15 protein-coding genes are annotated in these 23,314 nt (G+C 72.3%); 5 read left to right on the top strand and 10 right to left on the bottom strand.

All coding sequences use genetic code 11. The features are described from left to right. Window positions 1-177 precede the first annotated feature (177 nt). The gene (locus ACW9TB_RS37700; protein WP_472752908.1) at window positions 178-1,236 is read left to right on the top strand and encodes a hypothetical protein; all 1,059 of its coding nucleotides are present in this window, start codon (window positions 178-180) and stop codon (window positions 1,234-1,236) included. A 10-nt stretch (window positions 1,237-1,246) separates the two neighbouring features. On the opposite strand, the gene ACW9TB_RS37695 is transcribed toward ACW9TB_RS37700, so the two are convergent. Beyond that, the gene (locus tag ACW9TB_RS37695) at window positions 1,247-3,025 is read right to left on the bottom strand and encodes a phospholipase D family protein (protein WP_472752907.1); all 1,779 of its coding nucleotides are present in this window, start codon (window positions 3,023-3,025) and stop codon (window positions 1,247-1,249) included. Between the two features lie 412 nt (window positions 3,026-3,437). Between ACW9TB_RS37695 and ACW9TB_RS37690 the strand changes: the two genes are divergently transcribed. Beyond that, window positions 3,438-6,320 carry a carbohydrate-binding protein gene (locus ACW9TB_RS37690; RefSeq protein WP_472752906.1) on the top strand — a complete coding sequence of 961 codons (2,883 nt, stop codon included), beginning with the start codon at window positions 3,438-3,440 and terminating at the stop codon, window positions 6,318-6,320. A 66-nt stretch (window positions 6,321-6,386) separates the two neighbouring features. Further along, entirely contained in the window at window positions 6,387-7,550 is a 1,164-nt protein-coding gene (locus ACW9TB_RS37685) for a ThuA domain-containing protein (RefSeq protein WP_472752905.1), read from the top strand. Window positions 7,551-7,572: 22 nt separating this feature from the next. Here the strand turns inward: ACW9TB_RS37685 and ACW9TB_RS37680 are convergent, their stop codons facing one another. Next, window positions 7,573-7,986, bottom strand: coding sequence for a MarR family winged helix-turn-helix transcriptional regulator (locus ACW9TB_RS37680; RefSeq protein WP_472752904.1), 414 nt, complete (start codon window positions 7,984-7,986; stop codon window positions 7,573-7,575). Between the two features lie 218 nt (window positions 7,987-8,204). Beyond that, the gene (locus ACW9TB_RS37675; protein ID WP_472752903.1) at window positions 8,205-9,242 is read right to left on the bottom strand and encodes a trypsin-like serine peptidase; all 1,038 of its coding nucleotides are present in this window, start codon (window positions 9,240-9,242) and stop codon (window positions 8,205-8,207) included. 264 nt (window positions 9,243-9,506) lie between these two features. Here ACW9TB_RS37675 and ACW9TB_RS37670 point away from each other — a divergent pair, with 264 nt between their 5' ends. Beyond that, complete coding sequence (locus ACW9TB_RS37670) at window positions 9,507-10,517, top strand: hypothetical protein (protein WP_472752902.1); 1,011 nt, start codon at window positions 9,507-9,509, stop codon at window positions 10,515-10,517. Between the two features lie 300 nt (window positions 10,518-10,817). Next, the gene (locus tag ACW9TB_RS37665) at window positions 10,818-14,009 is read left to right on the top strand and encodes an AfsR/SARP family transcriptional regulator (protein ID WP_472752901.1); all 3,192 of its coding nucleotides are present in this window, start codon (window positions 10,818-10,820) and stop codon (window positions 14,007-14,009) included. 189 nt (window positions 14,010-14,198) lie between these two features. On the opposite strand, the gene ACW9TB_RS37660 is transcribed toward ACW9TB_RS37665, so the two are convergent. The 7 genes from ACW9TB_RS37660 to ACW9TB_RS37630 all read right to left on the bottom strand — a co-directional run bounded on the left by ACW9TB_RS37660 (window position 14,199) and on the right by ACW9TB_RS37630 (window position 23,300). Next, window positions 14,199-15,470: an allantoate amidohydrolase gene (locus ACW9TB_RS37660; protein ID WP_472752900.1), complete on the bottom strand. Its 1,272-nt coding sequence runs from the start codon at window positions 15,468-15,470 to the stop codon at window positions 14,199-14,201. Further along, entirely contained in the window at window positions 15,467-15,643 is a 177-nt protein-coding gene (locus ACW9TB_RS37655; protein ID WP_472752899.1) for an MbtH family protein, read from the bottom strand. Before ACW9TB_RS37655 ends, ACW9TB_RS37660 begins: the two co-directional genes overlap by 4 nt. Before the next feature lies 1 nt (window position 15,644). Beyond that, on the bottom strand, window positions 15,645-16,421 hold the full coding sequence (locus ACW9TB_RS37650) for a thioesterase II family protein (protein ID WP_472752898.1): 777 nt from the start codon (window positions 16,419-16,421) through the stop codon (window positions 15,645-15,647). A gap of 121 nt (window positions 16,422-16,542) precedes the next feature. Then, window positions 16,543-19,821: a condensation domain-containing protein gene (locus ACW9TB_RS37645; protein ID WP_472752897.1), complete on the bottom strand. Its 3,279-nt coding sequence runs from the start codon at window positions 19,819-19,821 to the stop codon at window positions 16,543-16,545. Between the two features lie 20 nt (window positions 19,822-19,841). Next, a complete protein-coding gene (locus tag ACW9TB_RS37640) occupies window positions 19,842-20,450 on the bottom strand; it encodes an LOG family protein (RefSeq protein WP_472752896.1) in 609 nt (202 codons plus the stop codon). A 10-nt stretch (window positions 20,451-20,460) separates the two neighbouring features. After that, window positions 20,461-21,801 (bottom strand): crotonyl-CoA carboxylase/reductase, encoded by a 1,341-nt coding sequence (gene ccrA, locus ACW9TB_RS37635; RefSeq protein ID WP_472752895.1) that lies wholly within the window; start codon window positions 21,799-21,801, stop codon window positions 20,461-20,463. Beyond that, window positions 21,798-23,300, bottom strand: a complete 1,503-nt coding sequence (locus ACW9TB_RS37630; protein ID WP_472752894.1) for an amino acid adenylation domain-containing protein — start codon at window positions 23,298-23,300, stop codon at window positions 21,798-21,800. The genes ccrA and ACW9TB_RS37630 overlap by 4 nt, the downstream gene beginning before the upstream one ends. Between the last annotated feature and the right edge of the window lie 14 nt (window positions 23,301-23,314).

Below are 23,314 nucleotides of genomic sequence, written 5' to 3'. Positions count from 1 at the left end.
CCCACCGGCCCCCCGCCGCCGCCCGCCGACCCTTCGCACGCCGCCGGGCTCCCGAGCCCCTCGGCGCCACCGGAGCCCGCCGCCCCTCCGCGCCCCGTACGACCCGCGCGACCCGCACGGCCTCCGGAGTCCGCCGGACCTTCGCGACCCGTGTGGCCTCCGGAGTCCCGGACGCCCGTGGGGCCGACGATTCCGCTGGAGTCGATTCATCCGGAATGGCCTGATGAGTGGCAGGGGGAGGAGGCGCCGTCGCCGCGCGGGCCCGCGCGGCATCGAAAGGACGAGGAGACCGGCGACACCGTCGCGTTTCCGCCGCTCCGCCGCTCCCGGACCTACCTCGACAGCAGGCCGTTCTCCATGCCCCCGCCTCCCAGCCCGTGGCGGCGGCCGTGGTCGCGGCTCTCGCGCGAGCAGCTCCTGAGGCCCGCGCTGATCGCCGGGTTCCTCGCCGCCGCGGGAGTCGGCGTCTGGTCGTCCGGCTGGTCCCCGTGGGACGGGGTGCCCACCGCCGACACGTCGCCCGCGTCTCCCGGGGAACGCCTCCTCTCGGGGCGCGACGCGGTGGTCACCCCCTCGCGGGCCCCGGTGGCGGCCGGGAGGGACGCGAAGGCCCCGGCCGGGAAACGGCGGGCTCCCGAGAGCGGGAAGGGATCCGGCGGGGAGCGGAAGGCCCCGGGCCGTGACCCGGTGCGGGTGCTCCCGGCCGAACGCGCCCTTTCCGCCGCCGGGGGAAACACCCGGGACGAGTGGGTCGAGCGGGTGGAGCGTGCCAAGCCTGTCAAGAAGCCGGTCAAGCCGGTCGAGCGGGCCGGGCGGCACCGCGAGGGCGGCTCCACGGGGACCGCCGCCGCACCGGGCGGGACGGGGGCCGCCTCACCGGAGACCGGCGCCAGGCGGGCGACCGGAAGCGCCGGGCGGGGGGCGGAGAACACTCGCGGGAACACCCGTGGAAGCGCCGACGGGAGCACGCGCGGGGACGCCGGGGGCGCCGGGACGGCGGGACGATCCCGCTCCGGGACGCGGGAGAGCGGGTCGCGGCCCCGGGCGGGCAGGACGGGCGCACCGGCCACCGGGTCGTCGTCGCCCCCGGCCTCCAGGAGCGGGCCGTCGGCCGGTGGCGGGAGCACCGGCATCGGCGCCTCCTACGCCTGCCGTCACCTGCCCTCGGGGGACTGGCGCCACGCCTACTGCGTGCGGGTCTGGAACGACTACAAGAACAGGAACGGCCTGCCCTAGCCGTATACCGTCAGTATTCTCCGGCGCGGCGCATGGCGCGGGGGCGGCCGTCGGGGTCGCAGAGGAACCGGTAGAACGGGGTGGCCCAGGCGGTGGCCCACGGGGACATCTGAGGCACCTCGTACGCGCGGAGCCGTCCCGGCGGGCGGGGGCCCTGGCGACCCTCCGCGTACCAGCGTTCGAGCTCCGCCGCCGAGGAGGCGAAGGCGTCGAAGAAGGAGGCGGGGTCGAGCAGGTCCGCGTCGGAGTCCCCGCGCGGGCCGTCGAGCGGGTCCGCGCCGGAGTCCTCGCGCCGCTTGCCGAGCGGGTCCGCGCCGGAGTCTCCGTGTCGGTCGAAGCCTTCGTGCCGATCCGAACCGGAGCCTTCGTGCCGGTCCGTGCCGGGGTCTCCGTGCCGGTTGCCGGGCCGGTCCGTGCCGGAGTTGCCGGGACGGTCGAGGTGTTCGCGGGCGAGGGTGAGCCGCAGGTCCCTGGGCAGGCGGCGGGCGCCGTCGCCGAGCCCTCCGGGGTCGAGGGGCTCGCGGCCGTCGGGGGTCTCGTCGAGCACCGCGCAGGTCAGCTCGGAGTCGTAGGTCCAGGAGCGCCGGTTGAAGTTGTCGGAGCCGATGGTCGACCACACGTCGTCGATGACGCAGACCTTGGCGTGGACGTACACCGGGGTGCCCTCCCGGTTCTCGACCCCGTAGACCGCGACCCGGTCGCCGCCCGCGCGCTTCAGGACGGCGAGCGCCTGGTTGCGGCCCAGGATCTGCGGTACGCCGCTGATCAGGCCGTCCTGGTCGGGGTGGAGCGGCAGGACGCTGATCATCCTCAGTTCCGGGTTGGCCCTCAGTGCCTCGGCGAAGGACTCGGCGACCTGGGGCGACCACAGGTACTGGTCCTCGATGTAGATCAGGCTGCGGGCGCGGCGCAGGGCCTTGAGGTAGCCGCGGGCGACGCTGCGCTCTCCGCGCGGCGCGAAGGAGTAGCGGGTCCTGCGGTGGGCGTAGGTGCGCAGGAGCTGTACGGCGTGCGGGCCGCAGGGGGGCGGGTCGGGCGGCTGCGGGGGCAGCGGGTCCGGCCGGGTGTCCTCGCGTCTGACCAGGTCGGCGACGCGGTGCACGGGGTTGCGGGTCAGTGGCTGGGGGTCCTCCCAGCGCTCCCTGAAGACGGCCTCGACGTCGCCGACGGCCGGTCCCTGGATGGCGGCCTGCACGTCGTGCCAGGGCGGGCGGCTGCCGTACACCTTGGCCATGGGCGCGGCCTGCTCGTCGCCCTCGTGGGAGGAGTCGTCGCGGCGGCTCCGGCACAGGTCGATGCCGCCGACGAACGCGATGTCGCGCCGGGGGTCGTCGCGGTGGCGCAGCACCACGAGCTTCTGGTGGTGGGAGCCCCCGGGGGGTACGCGCATGTCGCGCAGGCACTCGCCGCCCGCCGCCTCGATGGCGTCGCCGAGGTGGCGGTTCTCCTCGGCGCTGAAGAGGAGTTTGTCCCAGTGCGAGCGCCACAGGAGGCCCTTGACCACGACGCCGCGCCGGGCGGCCTCGGCGAACACGTCGGCGACCTCGGTGCCGGGGCCGTCCAGCCGCTCCCCGGGGTCGCCGCGCCAGTCGGTGAACATCAGCAGGTCCCCCGAGCGCAGCTCGCGGACGCGGGCGAGCAGCTCGGTGAAGTAGGGCGTGCCGTGCGGGATGGGCCGCACGGCGTTGCCGTGCGACCAGGCGGTCCCGCTGTCGTGCCGGGTGTCGATCCGGGACGCCGGGTTGCCACGCTCCTCGCGGTCGAGGAACCAGTTGTCTTCGGTCACCATGCCCGATCTACCCCTTTTTTGCATGTTTTCACCCTGAGGGGCGAACGATCACCGATCCGGCGCCCGGAGTCCCTTGGATCCCGGGCGTGGCCGGGCGGCACTCCCGCATCAGGGGACTGACCTGGGAAGCTCTGACAGGGGGTTTACAGGAAGTTGCTTGCGTGTTAAAAATCTGTAACTCGTACATCGAGTCGCGAAAAAAGCAGACTGTTAGTTCTTCAGGCACCGTTGTTCTCGCAGTTCTGCTTCCCGGAGACGGCACCCTCCGGGTCCGCGCGCACTACCGCACCATCGCACCACCGCACGAACAAACCCGGTATCACCGGCGACGCGCGACAGCGTCGCCGGCGGCATAAGCGCGGCGGCGCGCGCCTTGCCTGACTGATCCCCCCAAGTCAGGAAAGGACCCTCAATGTCCCCACGCCCTCGGCCGTGGGCCAGGCTGCTGACCGCAGCCCTGCTCATCACCACCGGCGCCGCGGCCACCGGCCCGTCGGCCTCCGCGGCCATCGGATCGTCGGCCTCCGCGGCCACCGGATCGGCCACCGGCGCGGCGGCCCGCGCGGTGGCCGACATCCCGGCCTCCGACTACCAGCAGGTCTCCCTGGCCACCGGCCCGAGCGAGCTCGGCGAGGCCATGTCGCTGACGGTGCTGCCCGACAGGTCGATCCTGCACACGGCGCGTGACGGCACAATCCGCCGTACGACCGCCGCCGGAGCCACCGCGACCGCCGGAAAGCTCGACGTCTACACGCACGACGAGGAGGGGTTGCAGGGCATCGCCGCGGACCCGGCCTTCGCCACCAACCGCTTCGTGTACGTGTACTACTCGCCGAAGCTGTCCACCCCCGGCGGTGACGCGCCCACCAGCGGCAGCGCGGCGACCTTCGAGCAGTGGAAGGGACACCTGAATCTGTCCCGCTTCACCCTCAAGGCCGACAACACCCTGGACATGGCCAGCGAGAAGATCGTGCTGGAGGTGCCCAACGACCGTGGCCAGTGCTGCCACGTGGGTGGTGACATCGACTTCGACGCGGCCGGGAACCTGTACCTGACCACGGGCGATGACACCAACCCGTTCGAGTCGAACTCGTACACCCCCATCGACGAGCGCACCGACCGCAACCCGCAGTTCGACGCGCAGCGTTCCTCGGGCAACACCAACGACCTGCGCGGCAAGGTGCTCCGCATCAAGCCGCAGGCCAACGGGACCTACACCATCCCCAGCGGCAACATGTTCGCCCCCGGCACGGCCAGGACCCGTCCCGAGATCTACGCGATGGGCTTCCGCAACCCGTTCCGCATGTCGGTCGACAAGGCCACCGGCATCGTCTACCTGGGCGACTACGGCCCGGACGCCGGTGGCGCCGACGCCAACCGCGGCCCCGGCGGCCAGGTGGAGTTCAACCGCATCACCGGCCCCGGCAACTACGGCTGGCCGTACTGCACCGGTACGAACACCACGAACGAGACGTACAACGAGTACACCTTCCCGTCCGGACCGTCCCAGGCGAAGTACAACTGCGCCGGCGGCCCGACGAACAACTCGTTCCGCAACACCGGCCTGCCCACCCTGCCCGCGGCCAAGCCCAGCTGGATCCGCTACGGCTTCGAGGGCTCCCCGCCGGAGTTCGGCGGCGGCTCCGAGTCGCCGATGGGCGGCCCGGTCTACCGCTACGACGCGGCCCTGAACTCGTCCATCAAGTTCCCCGCCTCGCTCAACGGCCGCTTCTTCGCCGCCGAGTACGGCCGCCGCTGGATCAAGGCCATCGAGGTCACCTCCTCCGGCGCGCCCGGCGTGATCGAGGCCTTCCCGTGGACCGGCACCCAGGTCATGGACCTGACCTTCGGCCCCGACGGCGCCCTGTACGTGCTCGACTACGGCACCGGCTCCGGCAACCAGGCCCTCTACCGGGTCGAGTACATCGCCGGGACCAACCGCAACCCGATCGCCAAGGCCGCCGCGAACAAGACCTCCGGGGCCGCTCCGCTCGCCGTCACCTTCTCCTCGGCCGGTAGCTCCGACCCCGAGGGCGGCGCGCTGACCTACTCGTGGAACTTCGGCAACGGAGCCACCTCCACCGCGGCCAACCCCACCTACACCTACACGGCCAACGGCACCTACACCGCGACGCTGACCGTCAGGGACTCGGGCGGGCTGACCGGCACCGCGAACGTGACCATCACGGTCGGCAACACCGCGCCCACGGTGAACCTCGCCCAGCCCGTCAACGGGCAGCTGTTCTCCTTCGGCGACACGGTGCCCTTCCAGGTCAACGTGAGCGACCCCGAGGACGGGACCATCGACTGCACCAAGGTCAAGGTCACCTACCTCCTCGGCCACGACAGCCACGCGCACGAGATCACCAGCAAGAACGGCTGCTCGGGAACCATCACGGTCCCGACCGACGGTGAGCACGACAGCGCCGCCAACATCTACGGCGTCTTCGTCGCCAGCTACACCGACAAGGGCGGTCTCACCACCGAGAACACCCGCACCCTGCAGCCGCGCCACCGCCAGGCCGAGCACTTCGGCGCCCAGTCGGGCATCCAGATCGCCGAGCACGGCCCCGCCGAGGGCGCCAAGACCGCCGGGTTCATCGACAACGGCGACTGGATCTCCTTCACGCCGTACGCGCTCGGCAACGCGACCTCCATCACCGCCCGCGTCTCCTCCGGCGGTGTCGGCGGAACGCTTGAGGTGAGGGCGGGCTCGGCCACCGGCACGCTCCTCGGTACGGTCACCGTGCCGGTCACCGGCGGCTGGGAGACCTTCCAGAACGTCTCGGCGAACCTGAGCAACGCCCCCTCGGGCACCACCACGCTGTTCCTGGTCTTCAAGGGCGTCACCGGTCAGGGCAACCTCTTCGACCTCGACGCCTTCACCCTGAACACCGGCGGCACCGGCGGTGGCAGCACGACGGTCGAGGGGGAGGCCTACACCTCCAACTCCGGCGTGCAGCCGGCCGCCCACGCCGGGGCCAGCGGCGGCACCACCATGGGCTACATCGACAACGGCGACTGGGCCGGGTACTCCACGCTGACCGCGCCGGGGGCGAAGACCTTCACCGCCCGCGTCTCCTCGGGCGGCCCCGGCGGCACCATCCAGATCCGCGCGGGTTCGCAGACCGGGACGGTGCTCGGCTCGGTGGCCGTGCCCAACACCGGTAGCTGGGACACCTTCCAGAACGTCACCACCAACCTCACCGGGACGGGCTCAGGATCGATCTTCCTGACCTTCACCGGCGGCGCCGGCGCCCTGCTGGACGTCGACACCCTCACCATCACCAAGTAGTGACGAATCCCCGGCGCGGCGGTCTCCCGCCGCGCCGGGGATCTTTCCGCATACGAAAGGACAGCGATGCGTAGTTTCATCGCACGCGGGCTGGCGACGGCCGCGGTGGCCACGATGGCGGCCGCGACCGTGCTCGTCCCGGCGACCGCCCAGGCCGCCGCCCCGTACGAGGTGCTGGTCTTCTCCAAGACGGCCGGGTTCCGCCACGACGCCATCCCGACCGGCATCCAGACCATCAGGGATCTGGGCACCGCCAACGGCTTCACCGTCACCGCGACCGAGGACGCCAACGCCTTCACCGCGTCCAACCTGGCCACGTACGAGGCCGTGATCTTCCTCAGCACCACCGGTGACGTCCTCAACGCCACCCAGCAGACCGCGTTCCAGAACTACGTGAACGGCGGCGGCGGTTACCTCGGCGTGCACGCGGCGGCCGACACCGAGTACGACTGGGCCTACTACGGCCAGCTCGTCGGCGCCTGGTTCAGCGGCCACCCCGCGATCCAGCAGGCGACGGTCAAGACCGAGGACAACACGCACCCGGCCACCTCCCACCTCGGCGCCACCTGGAGCCGCAGCGACGAGTGGTACAACTACCGCACCAACCCGCGTTCCACCGCGCGCGTCCTGCAGTCCCTCGACGAGGGCAGCTACAGCGGCGGCACCATGAGCGGCGACCACCCCATCACCTGGTGTCACCCGCAGGGTTCCGGCCGCTCGTTCTACACGGGTCTGGGCCACACCATCCAGTCCTACGCGGAGCCGGCCTTCCGCAGCCTGCTCCTCGGCGGCATCAGGTACGCGGCGGGACAGGTCGCGGCCGACTGCAGCCCGAGGACCGGCGGCGGCGGTTCCACCACGGTCGAGGGGGAGGCGTACACCTCCAACTTCGGCGTGCAGCCGGCGAACCACGGCCCGGCCAGCGGCGGCAGGACGGTGGGCTACATCGACAACGGCGACTGGGCCGGGTACGCGTCGGTGAACGCCTCCGGGGCGAAGACCTTCAGCGCCCGCGTCTCCTCGGCGGGTGCCGGTGGCACCATCCGGGTCCGCGCGGGTTCGCAGACCGGGACGGTGCTCGGTACGGTGACCGTGCCCAACACCGGTAGCTGGGACACCTTCAGGACCGTCACCACCAACCTCACCGCGGGGTCGGGGCCGATCTTCCTGACCTTCAGCGGCGGCTCCGGCTCGCTGTTCGACGTGGACACCTTCACCATCACCAGGTAGTGCCCCGCGGTCGGCGGGTGCCTCACACGATCGTGATCAACTTGATCAGTTGCTCGCGGAAGTGGTCGTACTCGTCGACCGCCCCCAGCAGGACCTCGGAGCCGCGCTCCTCACGGCGCGCGGTCTCCAGCACCTCCCGCCCCGCGGGAGTGATCTCGATGAGGGTGCGCCGCCGGTCGCGCTCGTCGCCGCCGCGCTCCACGTATCCGGCCCGGTGCAGCCCCTCGATCGTCCGGCTCATCGTCTGGTCGGTCACCCGGCACAGCGTCGCGAGCTCGCGCTGCGCCAGCCGTCCGTCGACGACGTGGTGCAGGGCGATCAGGCCCGCGTGGGTGAGGTCGTGCGCCGCGAGGAAGTCGTGGAAACGCCCCTCGACCAGGCGGGCGGCCACCGACAGCAGACGGCCCGTGGGCCAGGAACGGATGTCCGCGCGCATCGCCTGCGGATCCGGAGCGACTCGGTCCTCATTTCCCTCGGCCACCCGCCCATTGTCACAGACGCGAAGGCCGCGGGACCTCCTGGCCGAGCCGATCCGGACGCCGGGTCGATCCGGATGCCGAGCCGGGCCGGGCGCGGGGTGCCGGTGGTCGCGACCCCCTTGGACCACGACACCGCGCCCACCCCTTGGAGTGAGCGCGGCGGGCACGGGGCCTTCTAGGCGATGACGCCGGTCCAGAAGGCCTCGGCCTTCCGGTAGACCTGGCACAGCTCGGTGTCGAAGTACGGTGAGACGCCGGTGTCGTAGCGGCCGTCGCCGTCGGTGTCGGAGACGCCGACCGTGACGCCGTTGAGATAGCCGCTACGGCTGTCGCCCGTGTAGTCGGTCAGCCACGAGGAGCCGAGGGAGCCCTCACCGGTGAACGGGGAGTCCACGCCGACGGGCCGGTCCATGGGGAGGCCGGTGACCCCCATCGCGAACGTCGGCCCGGTCGACCGTTCGAGGGTCTCGCCCGTGTAGGGCCGGTCGCCGTCGGGGTGGGGACCGGCGGGGTAGCCGAAGACGTCGGCCGAGGGCGCGAGCGGCTGGTTGAACGTGATCCCCTGGGCGCCGACGTTCTCGGCCAGCATCCCGACGTTGGTCAGCGCGTCCGGGGAGGGGGAGGCGACACCTCGGTGCACGTTGACGAAGGCGAGGTCGCGGTCGTAGTCGCGGATGTCGTCGAAGTCCTGGTGGACGAAGCTCACCTTCCCGACGTACAGCCCGTACGGGGCGGTGCCCTCGGAGTAGGCGGGCACGAAGACCCACTTGTCGAGCGGACCGGCCGGGGCCTCGGTGTCCAGCAGGCAGTGGCCCGCCGTCGCGACGACGTTCCGGTATCTCGAGTGCACGACCGTGCCGGTGCACCAGTGCGGCTGGAGGTCGCCGCCGACGAAGAACACCTTGCCGAAGGTCGTGGGCGCCGCCCCCTCCGGCGCGGCCGGTCCCTCCAGGGGCGGTATGGAGAACCGGGGACCGGCCGGGACGATGTCCGTGGGCAGGCGTTCCCCGCCGGTCGCCGTCCGCACGGCGTACGGTGTGGCGTTCCTCAGGTTGGCGGCCCCGTCGGCGAACCAGAACCTCGCGACCTGCTGGGCCTCCGGCGCGGTGAAGGCCAGCCGGACCATCACCGCGTTCGCGGCCTGTGCCGGTGCGACGGCGGTGGAGCCCAGCACGCTCAGACCGATGCCCAGCGCGATCAGTGCACGTCTCAAGCTTGATCTCCCATGTGGTCGCGGGCGTCTTCGCGCCCTGTTCCGGGTGGAGAGCCGACCGGTCGGCCCGGCCGGCGAACAGCAAGATCGTAACCTTGGGCAGGGCCTGCTTTCCATGAGTTTTAGATCACATGTTCGATACGGGGAGATCGACGATCGCATGTGTTCGGGTATTTGTTCAGCAAGCTGAGCAACTGCATAATGCTCAGTGTGCTGAACGATATTCGCCGCCCGAGTGCCGGTCGTACCCTTCTATTGGGGGTCGTGGCCAGCGCGGTTCTCACCGGGCTGGTCTGGCTGCTGGGCCAGCGGCTGCACGGCGTCCGGCTGCTGCCCGACCAGGGCGCCTCCTGGTACTACTGGAAGCTGCCGGAACCCACCGTCTGGACCCGCGCCTCCGCGTGGCTCGGCTACGCGGCCCACCAGCTCGCCGTCTGGGGGCTGATCTACTACGCGCAGACCAGGGTCCGCCGCTACAGCGCGGGACTGCACCGGGTGAACGTCGTGGCGCTGGCGGTCAACTTCGGTTTCATCGTCCTGCACACCCTGCAGACCCACCTGTTCTACGACGGGCTCGCGCAGGACGTGTCCATCTTCAGCTCGCAGGGGTCGGTGGTCCTGCTGCTGGTCGTGGTCCTGCTGATGGAGAACGGCCGCCGCGGCCTGTTCGCCGGGCGTCCCGCCCCCATCTCCACGGAGGTGGTGGGGTTCGCCCGCAAGTATCACGGCTACCTGTTCAGCTGGGCCGCGATATACACCTTCTGGTACCACCCCATGGAGAGCACGAGCGGCCACCTGATCGGCTTCTTCTACATGTTCCTGCTCCTGCTCCAGGGCAGCCTGTTCATGACCCGCGCGCACACCAACCGCTGGTGGACCGCGACGCTGGAGCTCCTCGTCGCCGTGCACGGCACCCTCGTGGCGGTGATGAACAGCGGCCCCGACGGCATGTGGCCGATGTTCCTGTTCGGTTTCCTCGGCATCTTCGTGATCACCCAGATGCACGGCCTCGGGCTGTCCCGCGCCACCAGATGGGCCCTCGCCGCCCTTTATGCCGGAGCCGTCCTGGCGGTGTACGGCGCCCGAGGTTCTGGCAGGATCGATGAGATCGTCCGCATTCCCGCCATCGAGTACCTACTGGTCGCCGTACTGGCCGTGCTGTTCTGGCTGGGCCTGCGCGCCGCCAGGCTGGTGAGGGGCGGCGGAGCGGGGGGATCGGCGCCCGGCCCGCGGGCGTCGGCCGACGCCGGATCCGCGCCGGCGGGCGAACGGTGACGGCGGTGACGACGGTGATGACGATGGCGGCGGTAACGGTGGCGGTGACGGCGGTGATGGTGACAGTGGTGATAGTGACAGTGGTGACGGCGCCGACGCGGTTCCGGCCGCGTCGTTCGGCGTGAATACGGACGTCCGGTCGGTGAAAATCCCAACAATCCCGCTAGTGGGGCTGTATACGAGGACGCTCTTACGATAAAGACTGGACATGCCATGACAAATGCTGTTGAAATGGTGTTTTTCGCGAATAAATGATTCACCCTGCGTAAGGGGCAGTCGAACACTTCCTGATGGTGGCGCATGGACACTGCTCTGTCGTTTCGAGTTCTCGGTCCACTTGAAGTCCTGGTAGGTGAGCAACGGGTCTCGATCGGCGGGTCACGCCAGCGCATCATTCTCGCCACGCTCATCCTGCGCGCGGGGCGGGTCGTTCCCGTCGACCTGCTCGCCACCGCGATCTGGGGCGAGCGCCCACCTCCCACCGCCCGCAGCCAGGTGGTCATCTGCGTCTCCGGGCTTCGCCGCGCCTTCCTGGAGGCGGGGGCGCCGGCGAACCTGCTCGGCACCTCCTCTCCCGGGTACGTCCTGCAGGCCGACCCGTCGCAGGTCGACGTCCTGCTCGCCGAGCGCCTCGTCTCCCAGGCGCGGTCCGCGGAGAGCGCGGGCGACCTCGCCGGTGCCGCCCGGCTGTTCGCCGAGGCGTGCGGCCTGTGGCGCGGCCCGGTCCTGGCGGGCATCGAGAGCGCGTTCGTCGAGTCCGAGGCGCGACGGCTGGACGACCGCCAGCTGACGCTCACCGAGGAGCGCGTCCAGCTGGAGCTGGCCCTGGGCCGGCACCGGGAGCTCATCGACGACCTCGCCGTCTTCGTCGACGCCAACCCGCTGCGCGAGCGGCTGCGCGCCCAGCTGATGCTGGCCAGATACCGGTGCGGGCGCAGGGCGGAGGCGCTCGACACGTACCGGATCGGGCGGACGCAGCTGGTCAACGAGCTGGGCATCGAACCCGGCACCGAGCTGCAGGAGCTGCACGACGCCATCCTCCGCGACGACCCCGACCTGACCCCGGCGCCCGCGCCGCCACCCGCCCGGACCCCCGCGCCCGCCCCCGAGACGGCCGCGGAACCCGAGCCCGCGCCCGCTCCCGCCGAACTCCCGGCGGCGAACCACGTCGAGCACGGGGTGGTGCCCGCGCAGCTGCCCGCGGACGTGCCGCACTTCGTCGGCAGGGCCACCGAGATCGCCGAGCTGGACGCCCTGCTGGACAAACGGCTCGGCCAGGGACTGCTCACCATCGCCCTCATCACCGGGGTGGGCGGGGTCGGCAAGTCGGGCCTCGCCGTGCACTGGGCGCACCGGGTCGCCTCCCGCTTCCCCGACGGCCAGCTCTTCGTGAACCTGCGCGGCTACGACCTCAACGCCCAGCCGCTGACGCCCGGCGCGGTGATGGACCGCTTCCTGCGGGCCTTCGGCATCGGCGGCGAGCGCATCCCCGAGGACCTGGACGAGCGCGCGGGCCTGCTGCGCACCGTCATCGGCAAACGCCAGGTGCTGCTGGTGCTGGACAACGCCCGCGCCATCGACCAGGTCAGGCCGCTGCTGCCCGGCTCGGGCACCTGCTGCGTGATCGTGACCAGCCGGGACCCGCTGGGAGACCTGGCCCCCAGGGAGGGGGCCAGCGTGATCCACCTGGAGGTGCTGGGCTCGGCCGACTCCGCCGCGCTGCTCTCCGGGGTCGCCGACTCCGTGGTGATGGACGAGGACCCCAAGTCCGCCACCCTGCTCGGCGAGCTGTGCGACGGGCTGCCGCTGGCGCTGCGGATCGTGGGCGCGCGCCTCACCGCCCGCTCGTACTGGACCCCGGCCCGCCTGGCCAAGCGCCTCGCCGACGAGCGCCGCCGCCTGGACGAGCTGAGCTACGGCCAGCTGACCGTACGGGCCAGCTTCGCCCTCAGCTACCGCGACCTGAGCCCCCGGGCGGCGCTGATGTTCCGCAGGCTGGGACTGCTGGAGGCGCCCGACTTCGCCTCCTGGGCGGGCGCGGCGCTGCTCGGCATCGACGACCTCGACGCCGAGGACCTGATCGACCAGCTGGTGGACGCCCAGCTGGTCGAGGTACTGGGCCACGACGGCGCCGACCAGATCCGCTACCGCTTCCACGACCTGGTCAGGCTGTACGCCAGGGAGCGGGCCCACGCCGAGGAGGCGGCCGAGGACCGCCTCGCCGCGATCACCCGGGCGCTGAGCTGCTGGCTCGCGCTCGCCGAGGAGGCACACCAGCGGGAGTACGGCGGCGCCTTCACCCAGCTGCACGGCTCGGTGCCCCGCTGGCGGCCCGGCGACGCCGACGAGCTCCTGGAACGGCCCCTCGACTGGCTGGACGCCGAGCGCGGCGCCCTCGTCGCCGGGATCTCCCAGGCCGCGGGGCTCGGCGCGTCCGAGCTGTGCTGGGACCTCGCCGTCACCGCCACCACCCTCTTCGAGGTCCGCAGCTACTTCGACGACTGGCGTACCACCCACGAGACGGCCCTCGCCGCCGTACGCGGCGCGGGTGACACGCGCGGTGAGGCGGCGGTCCTGTGCTCGATGGGAAGCATGCACCTCTTCCAGCAGGTCCCGGAGCGGGCGGGCGAGTGCCTGAGCGCGGCGCGCGAGCTGTTCGAGAGGCTTGAGGACCCGTACGGGATGGCGCTGGCGCTGCGCAACATCTCGCTGCTCGACCGGCTCGCGGGCCGGTTCGACGCGGCGCTCGACGGGTTCCTCACCGCGAAGAGGATCTTCGCCGAGGTCGGCGACCACTTCGCCGAGGCCCACGTGCTCGGCGGCATCGCCCAGGTCCATGTGGACCTGGGCAGGCTGGAGCTCGCCGAGCCCCTGCTGAGGCAGGCGCTGGAGGTCTTCCGCGGGCTGGGCAGCGAGCGGGGACAGGCGCAGATCCTCAACAGGCTGGGGGAGGCGCTGCTGCGCCAGGATCGGACCGTGGAGGCCGAGGCGACCGTGCGGGCCGCGCTCGCCCTGGTCAGGAAGAGGCAGGACGGTATCGGGCAGGCGTACATCCTGTGCGGGCTGGGGGAGATCCAGATCCGCCAGGACCTGACGGACGCCGCGGTGGAGAGCCTGGACGAGGCACTCGTCATCGCCCAGGGGGTGCGGGAGCGGTTCGTGGAGGCGCGGATCCACCTGGCCTTCGGCCAGCTGCACGCCCGGTGCGGCCGGTTCGACGAGGCGGTGGCCCACCTGCTGGAGACCCTTGAGATATCCACCGAGCTGGACACCCGGTTGTGGCGGTTCAGGGCGCTGTCCGCGCTGGGTGAGGTGTTCGTCCTCAAAGGGGACGAGCCCGCGGCCTTCGATGCGTTGAATCGTGCTCTGGAATGTTGCGCCGACACCGGCTCCGAGGATTATCGGAGAATCACGGAGCGGTTGGCGGCTTTATCGGCAATGCCCTCCGAATCATCAGGTCCATGTGCTGTCGCCGGTGGTGTGGGCGATTGACGCCGCCGCGGAGACCGTGCCCTGAACGACGGCCAGGGGGAGCGCGAAGAGCGCGGCAGTGGCGGTGACTTTCGCGACCCAGGTAATCCACCGAGACATTTTCGACCTCATTCGTCTTGTTGTTTTCTTTCCTTCTTCCGTTCTGCGACAAACGTAGAATGAGGCGCGATCGAGTCGATATCACATCGGCTACCGGCCGATATCCGGGGCCGCGTCGCGCATCAGCACCGCCGTGAGCAGCACGTCCGCCCCCCACGCCAGGTGCTCGGGCGCGGTGTACTCCGCGGGCGCGTGGCTCACGCCGCCCCTGCTCGGCACGAATATCATCCCGACGGGCGCGATCCGCGCCACGATCTGCGCGTCGTGCCCGGCCCCGCTGGGCAGGCGGTGGTACGGCAGGCCCTGCCCGGACGCGGAGCGGGCGACGATCTCGCGCAGCCCCTCGTCACAGTCGACCGGCGCGGTGCGCGCCCCGGGCACGACCGTGACGCGGGTGCCGGTCGCGACCGCGACCTCGGCGGCGACCTCGGCCAGCCGCGCCACCGCCGCGTCCAGGGCCCGGGCCGAGGTGTCGCGGAACTCCACGCCCAGCCGGACCCTGCCGGGGATGACGTTCCACATGCCGGGCTCGACGGCGCACGTCCCGGTGGTGGCGCGCAGCACCAGCCGCTCGGCGGCGGCGATGGCCCGCACGGCCAGCACCATCCGGGCGGCGCCGTCCAGCGCGTCCGCCCGGTGCTCCATGGGCGTGGTGCCCGCGTGCCCGGCGGTGCCCTCGACGGTGACCGAGACGTTCACCCGCCCGGTGATCGTCTCGACCACCCCGATGGGCACGCCCAGGCGCTCCAGCACGTCGCCCTGCTCGATGTGGAGTTCCAGGTAGGCGGCGACGTCGCGGGGCGACCAGGCCGCCTCGGCCAGTCGGCCCGCGTCGCCCCCGACCGCCGCCAGCAGGTCGGCGACCGGGACGCCCCGGTCGTCGAGGGCGAGCGCCGCCCCCGGCGGCAGCGCCCCGGCGAACCCGTGCGAGCCGAGCATCCCCATCGTCCCGTGCGCGCCCTCCTCGTCGCAGAAGGCCACCACCGCGAGTGGGTGGTTCAGCCGCACGCCCTCCTCGTACAGGGTCCTGGCCACTTCGATTCCGGCCAGCACCCCGTAGGCCCCGTCGTAGGCGCCGCCGTCGGGCACCGTGTCGATGTGCGAGCCCAGGACCAGCGCCGCCGCCCCCGGCACGGTGCCGGGGCGGCGGCCGATCAGGTTCCCGGCCGGGTCGACCTCCACGGCCAGGGCCGCCTCCTCCATGAGCCGCGCGACGTACGCGCGTCCCTCCACGTCCTGGGGCGTGAACGCCAGCCGCGTCACCCCGCCGCCGGGGACCGCGCCGACCGCGCCCAGCCGGGCCACGTGCTCCACCAGGCGCCCGGCGTTGACACGAGGCCGGGTACCCTGCAGGACGGTCATGGCGTGCGCAGCGATCTGGGGCGCATGTCCGTCCACACCCGCTCGATGTGGGCCAGGCAGTCGTCACGGCCGCCGGGCGTCCCGGTGGCGGTCCACCCGGCGGGCAGGGCCCGGTCGTGCGGCCAGAGGGAGTACTGTTCCTCGTCGTTGACCACCACTACGTACGTGCTCACGTCAGACCTCCAGGTCGTGGATGTCGCGGATGTCGCGGATGATGTGGCCGAGCAGCTTCGCCCGGCGTTCGTGCAGGAAGAAGTGGTCGCCGTCCAGCACCCTGAGCCGGAAGTCCCCGCCGGTGTGCGGGCCCCACAGCAGGGCCTCGCCGGGTGAGACGATCTCGTCCCCGTCGCCGGTGTAGACGACCAGCGGGCACGCCAGCGGCGGCTCGGCGGCGGGCAGGTAGGTCTCGGTCACCCGCAGGTCGGCCCGCACCCGGGGCAGCACCACCGCGAGCAGCCGGGGGTCGTCCAGCGGCAGGCCGCCGCTGCCGCCCAGGTGGCGCATCCAGGCCACCAGCTCGCCGTCGGGGGCGTCGTGGACGGCGGGGGCGCGCGGGCCGTCCGGCGCACCGGCCGCCGCGGCCAGCAGCGCCAGGGGCGCAGGAACGCCCCTCCGCCGCAGCTCCCTGGCCAGCTCGAACGCCACCCAGGCGCCCATGCTGTAGCCGAACAGCGCGTACGGCCGCCCCAGGTGCGGGGTGAGGGCGTCGGCCAGCTCGGTGACCAGGCCGTCCATCGCGGTGTGCGGGGCCTCGCGGAACCGGCGCTCGCGCCCCGGCAGGTGCACGGGCACCACCTCCACCGTGTCCGGCAGCAGGTCGGCCCACTGCTGGTACTCCACGGAGCCGCCGCCCGCGTACGGCAGGCAGAACAGCCGGATCGCGGCCTCCGGCCGGGGAGCGGGGAAGCTCACCGCCCGCGCGGCGCGGTCGAGCACGCGCGTCGTCGTCATCGCGTCACCTCACACGTTGTTGTTCGGTCGCCTCGTCGTCTGGTCATGCCGCCACCTCGCGCGTCGTCGGGCCGCCACCTCAAGCCGGGGCGCGCCTCGTACGGCGGGGAGTGCCGGGGTCCTACGAGGTGAGGGGCAGGTCGGGGCCGGTCACCAGGGCGATGATCGACCGTTCCAGCTCGGCGGCCATCGCGGCGACCGTCTCCGGGAGGAACAGCGCCGTGTCGTACTCCAGCACCGCCCGCGCCGAGCCGCCCAGGTCGGTCACCTCCAGGGCGAGGTCGAACTGCGAGGTGCCCAGCGGCGTGACCAGCCGGTCGGCCGCCACCCCCGGCAGCCCGTCGTCGGCCGACTCCAGCAGGCGCCGGTCGTGCAGGGTGAACAGCACGTCGAACGGGGTCCCGCGGCCCAGGCCCAGCTCCGCGGTGAGCCGCGACAGCGGCAGCTCCTGGTGCTCGTAGGCGCCGAGCAGGCTCTGCCGCACCCGGCCGACGACCTCGGTGAAGGTGCGCGCCCCGCCCAGGTGCGTGCGGACGGCCACCGTGTTGACGAAGTGCCCGACCAGGTCGGCGACCTCGGTCCTGGACCGGCCGGAGACCACCGAGCCGACCACCACGTCCCGGGTGCCCGCGCGGCGGGCCAGCCAGACCTTGAACGCGGCCAGGTAGACCATGTGCGGTGTGGTGTCGGTGGCGCGGCACAGCTCCCGTACGTCGACCGGCAGGTCGAACGCGTGCTGGGCCCCCTGGAACAGCGGCCGTCTCGGGCGCGGCAGGTCGGTGGGGAGCGCGGTGCCCTTCGAGCCCGCCAGCCGCTCCCGCCAGTAGTCCACCAGCCCGGCCAGCCGGTCACCGGTCAGCGACTCGCGTTCCCAGACGGCGAAGTCGACGTACTGCACGCCGGGCGGCGCCGGTTCCGTGACACCGCCCTCGACCCGGAGGCGGTAGAAGGCGCACAGCTCCCGCCAGAACACCGCCGTCGACCAGCCGTCGAAGACGATGTGGTGCACCAGGACGAGCAGCACGTGCTCGGTGGGGGAGACCCGGTACAGGACGGGCCGCAGCAGCGGGCCCATGGCCAGGTCGAACGGCCTGCGGTACTCCTCCAGGACGAGCCCGGCGGCGTCGGCCGTCTCCACCACGGGCAGCGGCACCGGCGCCGGGTCGGCCACCCGCTGCACCGGCCCCCGCCTGGTCATGGTGAACGTGGTCCGCAGCGACTCGTGCCGGGCGGTCACCCGGCCGATCGCCCACTCCAGCGCCGCGACGTCCAGCGGGCCGCGCAGCCGGAACGCGTGCGGCGCGTTGTAGGCGGGACTCTTGGGCGCCAGCTGGTTGAGCACCCACAGGCTCTCCTGCGCGTGGGAGAGCGGGTACGCGCCGCCGGGCGTCCTGGGCACCGGGCGCGGCCCGGTCTCGGCCGGACCGGCGAGCCAGCCCGCCAGCCCGGCGGGCGTCAGGTGGTGGAAGACGTCGGAGATGGACACCTCCGCGCCCAGCCGGTCCTGGATCCGCATCGCCACCTGCACCGCGGCCAGGGAGTGGCCGCCCAGCTCGAAGAAGTCGTCGTCCGGGGAGATCTCCTCCGGGTCCAGGCCCAGCACCTCGCTCCAGACGCCGGTGACGACGTCCAGCAGCTCGGCCGTACCCGTGTCCGCTGTTCCCGCCGCGTTCGTCCCCGTTGTGCCCGTGCTCCCGGCCGCGGGGGTCTCCCCGGCCACGGTGTCACGGGCTCCGGTGTCCCGGCCGCCCGCGTGGGGGGCCGGGACACCTCGGGGTCGCGCCGGAGCCGCCGGGGTCGCCGGGACTCCGTTCCGTGTCACGAGATTTCGTGTCACGACGTTTCCTGTCACGACGTTCTGTGTCGCGACGTTCTGTGTCAGGACGTTTTCTGTCACGGCGTTTCGAGTCACGGCGTTTCGTGTCACGACGTTTCGTGTCACGACACCGGCCCGTGGCTCCCACGGGACGGCGCCGACGGGACGGCCGGGATCACCGGCCGCGAAGTCCAGCACCCGCAGGTAGCCCTCGGCGAGCCAGGCGATCGTCGCCTCGTCGAACAGGCCGGTGTTGTACCGCAGCAGACCGGAGATCTCGCCGTCCGCCGAGACCAGCTCCAGCTCCACGTCGAAGCGGACGGTCCGCTGGTCGAGGGGGTACGTCGACAGGGCCAGCTCGCCCAGCCGCAGCAGCATGCCCCGCTCGCCCGCGGAGGAGGCGCCCAGCGGCGACACCGCCTCGGGCGACTCGGCCCGGACGATCTCCCCCCGCTGCGAGGCGCGCAGCGTGAAGGCCACGTCGAACAGCGGGGAACGGCTCGGGTCGCGGTGCGCGCCCAGCCGCTCCACCAGCAGCGGGAACGGGTAGTCCTGGTGGTCCAGGGCGCCGAGCACCGCCTCCCGGGTGCGGCCGAGCACCTCGGAGAACCCGGGGTCCCCAGACAGGTCGGCGCGCAACACGACCGGGTTGACGAAGTAGCCGACGACGTCGGAGAACTCGGGGCGGCTGCGCCCGGAGGTCCAGGTGCCGAGCAGGAAGTCGTCCTGCCCCGCCGCCTTGCCCAGCAGCACCTGGAAGGCGGCCAGCAGCGTCGTGTACAGGGTGGAGCCGCCCCTCGCGGCCAGCTCCCCGACCGCCGCCGACCGCTCCGCGCCCAGCCGGAAGGCGTACGAGGCGCCCTGGAAGCCCTGGTCGGCGGGGCGGGGCCGGTCGGCGGGCAGCGCCAGCACCGGCGGCGGGTCCGCCAGCAGCCCGGTCCAGTACGCCTCCATCCGGGCGCCGTCGGGACCGGCCAGCATCGCCGCCTGCCACGTCACGAAGTCGGCGTAGGTCGCGGCGGGCGGCGCGACGCCGGGCTCGGCCCCGTCACGCAGCGCCGTGTACGCCTGCCCCAGCTCCTCCAGCAGCTGGAACAGCGACCAGCCGTCGATCGCGATGTGGTGGGTGACCCAGAGCAGCACCGGCGCCGCCGCCGGGCGCCGTACCAGCACGACCCGCAGCACCGGGCCGCGTTCCAGGTCGAACGGGCGGGCCGCCTCGGCGCCCAGCAGGTCCGCGAGGTCCTGGCCGGGCGCGAGGGCGACGATCCGGAAGTCCAGGTCGCCCGCCGGGGCGACCCGCTGCACCGGGGTGCCCTTGACGTGCCCGTACGTCGTGCGGAAGATCGGGTGCCGCGCGACCAGCCACTCGAACGCGCCGCGCAGCGCGCCCGGGTCGGCGTCGTCGTGCACCGTCCACGCGAACGGCATGTTGTAGGCGACGCTCGCCTCCCTGCGCACGCGGTCCATGAACCACAGGGACTGCTGGCCGTACGAGAGCGGGAAGGGGGCGGTGCCCGACCTCATCAGCCTGGCGAGCAGGGCGCGTTTGTCCGCGGGCGACAGGGGCGCTCGGGTCTCCATCGGAGTCCTCCAGTAAGGGGTCAGGCCGCCGGGACGGCCAGCTGCTCGACGAGGGAGAGGGCCGCCTCGGGGGAGGGGACGGAGTGGAACACCGGCTGCCCGGCCGGGGCGACCAGCTCGTAGCGCCGCAGCGTCTCGACGAGGCTGACGAAGCCGTCCCAGAAGCCCTCGGTGTTCACGAGGACCAGCGGCTTCGCCGACCTGCCCAGGTAGGTGGCGGAGATCACCTCCAGGATCTCGTCCAGCGTCCCGTAGCCGCCGGGCAGCGCGATGAAGGCGTCGGAGCCGCGCAGCATGTGCTCCTTGCGCCGGTACAGGGTGTCGGTCAGCTGCGTCTCCTGGACCGGTGCCGCGATCGCCCGCTCCCGCTCGTACAGGAACCGAGGGATGATCCCCCGGATGGCCGCGCCGCTCTCCGACGCCGCCCACGCCACCTCGCCCATCAGGCCGGAGCCGCCGCCCCCGTAGACCAGGTGGTGGCCGCGTTCGCCGATGAGCCTGCCGGTGGTCCTGGCCGTGTCGACGATGGCCTGCGAGTTGCTCCGTCCCGCGCCGCAGAAGACGCAGATGTCCAGCGGCCTGCCGTTCCCGTGCACGCCCGCGCCGGGTTCGAGGATTGTCGAGGTCATGGCTCTCTCCTTAGGAGGACCGGTAGCGCGTGATCGCCGGCAGGTGCCGGTCGCGGAGCTCCTGGTCGCGCACGCCGAGACCCTCGGCGGGGGCGAGGCAGAGAACGCCGATCTTGCCCTGGTGCGCGTTGCGCCGTACGTCGTGCACGGCCTCTGCGCTCTGCTCCAGGGAGTAGGCGCGGGACAGGGTCGGGTGGACACGCCCCTGGGCGACCAGCCGGTTGGCCTGCCAGGCCTCGTGGTAGTTGGCGAAGTGCGTGCCGACGACGCGCTTGAGGCTCATCCACAGGTACCGGTTGTCGAAGGAGTGCATGAACCCGGTGGTGGAGGCGCAGGTCACGATCGTCCCGCCCCGGCGGCAGACGTAGACGCTCGCGCCGAAGGTCTCCCTGCCGGGATGCTCGAACACGATGTCCGGGTCGTCGCCGCCGGTCAGCTCGCGGATGTGCTTGCCGAAGCGCCGCCACTCGGCGACGTCGGGGGTGTGCTCGTCCTGCCAGAAGGAGTACTTCTCCGCGGACCTGTCGATGACCAGGGACGCGCCCGCTTTCCTGGCCAGCTCCGCCTTCTCGGGGGAGGAGACCACGCAGACCGGGGTGGCGCCGCCGTTCAGCGCGTACTGCGTGGCGTAGGAGCCGAGCCCGCCGGACGCGCCCCAGATCAGGACGGTGTCGCCCTGCTTCATGGCCGCGCCGTTGCGCGAGACCAGCTGCCGGTAGGCGGTGGAGTTGACCAGCCCCGAGCAGGCCGCCTCCTCCCAGGTCAGGTGGGCGGGCATGGGCATCAGCTGGTTCGCCTTGACCAGCGCGAGCTCCGCCAGGCCACCGAAGTTGGTCTCGAAGCCCCAGATCCGCTGCTGCGGGTCGAGCATCGTGTCGTCGTGCCCCTCGGGGTCCTCCAGCTCCACCGACAGGCAGTGCGCGACGACCCGGTCGCCCGGCCTCCACTTGGTGACGCCGGGCCCCACCCGCAGCACCACGCCGGAGACGTCGGAGCCGAGCACGTGGTACGGCAGGTCGTGACGGCGGGCCAGCTCGCTGCGGCGGCCGTAGCGGCGCAGGAACCCGAAGGTGGCCACCGGCTCGAAGATCGCCGACCAGACGGTGTTGTAGTTGACCGAGCTGGCCATCACCGCGAGCAGCGCCTCGCCGGGCCCGACCTCCGGGGTGGCGACCTCCTCCACGTGTAGCGACTTGCGCGGGTCCTTGTCCTCGCTGCGCATCCCGGCGAACATGTCGACCTCGTCGGCGTGCACGGTGACGCCCCAGTAGGACTCCGGCACGGCCAGCGCCGCGAACAGGCCGGGGTCGCTCTCGCCGGACAGGACGGCGTCTCTGATCGCGTCGGTCATCGCGTTGCCTCCAGGGCGAGTCGGTCGAGCTTGCCGTTGGGGTTCAGCGGCAGGACGGGGACGGTGCGGAACCGGGCCGGGACCATGTGCGCGGGCAGCCGCTCCCCGCACAGGGCGCGCAGCTCGCGGGGGGAGACCGGCTCGCCGACCAGGTAGGCGGCGATCAGCGGCTCGCCGCCCGGCGGGGTCCGCACGACCACGGCCGCGTCGGTCACGCCGGGGGTGTGCCGCAGCACGGCCTCGATCTCGCCCAGCTCGACGCGGAACCCTCGGATCTTGACCTGGGAGTCGATGCGGCCCAGATACTCGAACGACCCCGACTCCAGCTGCCGTACCAGGTCACCGGTGCGGTACCAGCGCCGCTCCCCGTCGCCCAGGTCGGCCAGCGGGAACCTCTCGGCGTTGAGCGCCGGGCGCCCGACGTATCCGGCGGCCAGCGCGGTGCCGCCCACCCACAGCTCGCCCTCCACGCCGGTCGGCACCGTGCGGCCGTCCGCGCCGACGACGGCGGTGCGGACGTGGCGCAGCGCCCGGCCGATGTTGGTGGGCCCCGAGGTGTCCTCCACCATCGCGCGGTCCACGACCGTGCAGGTGGAGAAGACGGTCGTCTCGGTGGGGCCGTAGATGTTGACGATCTCCTCGCGCCCGCCGGTGAGGTCCATCCAGGCGCGGATGGTGTCGCGGTCGATGGCCTCGCCGCCGAAGATCAGGTAGCGCAGCGCGAGCGGGCGGGGGCTCTGCTCCATCGCCCAGGCCAGGTACTTGAACATGCTGGGCACCTGGCAGAGCACGGTCACCCGTTCGGCGTCCAGCGTCTCCAGCAGCAGCCGGGGGTCGCGTCCCGCCGAGACCGGGATGGCCACCACGCGCCCGCCGTGCAGCAGCGCCCCCCACATCTCCCAGACGGAGAAGTCGAAGCAGTGGCTGTGGAACCAGCTCCACACGTCGTCCCCGCTGAAGGAGAACCGTTCGCGGGCGGAGCGGAACAGCTCCAGCACCGCCCCCTCGGGGGTGGCGACGCCCTTGGGCGTCCCGGTGGAGCCGGAGGTGTAGATGATGTGGGTGGGGATCTCCGGGGAGCGCCGGACGGGCGGCAGCACCTCCCCGCCCGGGAGCGCGCCGGTGACCTCGACCCTCGGCACCCCGGCGAAGGGCCACGGCCCGTCCGGGTCGGCGCAGATCGCGCGCAGCCCGCTGTCTCCGGCCATGAACCGCACCCGCTCGGCGGGGTAGTCGGGGTCGAGGGGGACGTACGTGCAGCCGTGGCCGATCACCGCCACGACGGCGGCGACGACCCGCCAGGAGCGCCGCATGAAGATGCCGACCCGGTCGCCGGGGACCAGCTCCAGCTCGCCGAGGGAGCGGCGGATCCCGGAGGCGGCGTCCGCCAGCTCGGCGTAGCTCACGGATCGGTGTTCGTCGGTGACGGCGAGCGCGTCGGGCCGCCGCAGCACGTGCTCGTAGAAGGCCGAGGCCAGGGAGCCGAATTCTTCGTCCACAGGTCAGGACGATC

The organism is Streptosporangium sp. H13245, from assembly GCF_055690525.1.
The sequence above is the reverse complement of the archived record's forward strand: the minus strand, read 5'-3'. Positions and strand labels throughout refer to the sequence as shown.

Excerpts from the sequence above, each read along its gene's own strand:
- ACW9TB_RS37695 (WP_472752907.1), bottom strand. The coding sequence starts at position 3,025 with ATGGTGACCGAAGACAACTGGTTCCTCGACCGCGAGGAGCGTGGCAAC.
- ACW9TB_RS37650 (WP_472752898.1), bottom strand. The coding sequence starts at position 16,421 with ATGACGACGACGCGCGTGCTCGACCGCGCCGCGCGGGCGGTGAGCTTC.
- ccrA (WP_472752895.1), bottom strand. The coding sequence starts at position 21,801 with ATGACCGACGCGATCAGAGACGCCGTCCTGTCCGGCGAGAGCGACCCC.
- ACW9TB_RS37680 (WP_472752904.1), bottom strand. The coding sequence starts at position 7,986 with ATGCGCGCGGACATCCGTTCCTGGCCCACGGGCCGTCTGCTGTCGGTG.
- ACW9TB_RS37645 (WP_472752897.1), bottom strand. The coding sequence starts at position 19,821 with ATGGAGACCCGAGCGCCCCTGTCGCCCGCGGACAAACGCGCCCTGCTC.
- ACW9TB_RS37640 (WP_472752896.1), bottom strand. The coding sequence starts at position 20,450 with ATGACCTCGACAATCCTCGAACCCGGCGCGGGCGTGCACGGGAACGGC.
- ACW9TB_RS37665 (WP_472752901.1), top strand. The coding sequence starts at position 10,818 with ATGGACACTGCTCTGTCGTTTCGAGTTCTCGGTCCACTTGAAGTCCTG.
- ACW9TB_RS37690 (WP_472752906.1), top strand. The coding sequence starts at position 3,438 with ATGTCCCCACGCCCTCGGCCGTGGGCCAGGCTGCTGACCGCAGCCCTG.
- ACW9TB_RS37685 (WP_472752905.1), top strand. The coding sequence starts at position 6,387 with ATGCGTAGTTTCATCGCACGCGGGCTGGCGACGGCCGCGGTGGCCACG.
- ACW9TB_RS37660 (WP_472752900.1), bottom strand. The coding sequence starts at position 15,470 with ATGACCGTCCTGCAGGGTACCCGGCCTCGTGTCAACGCCGGGCGCCTG.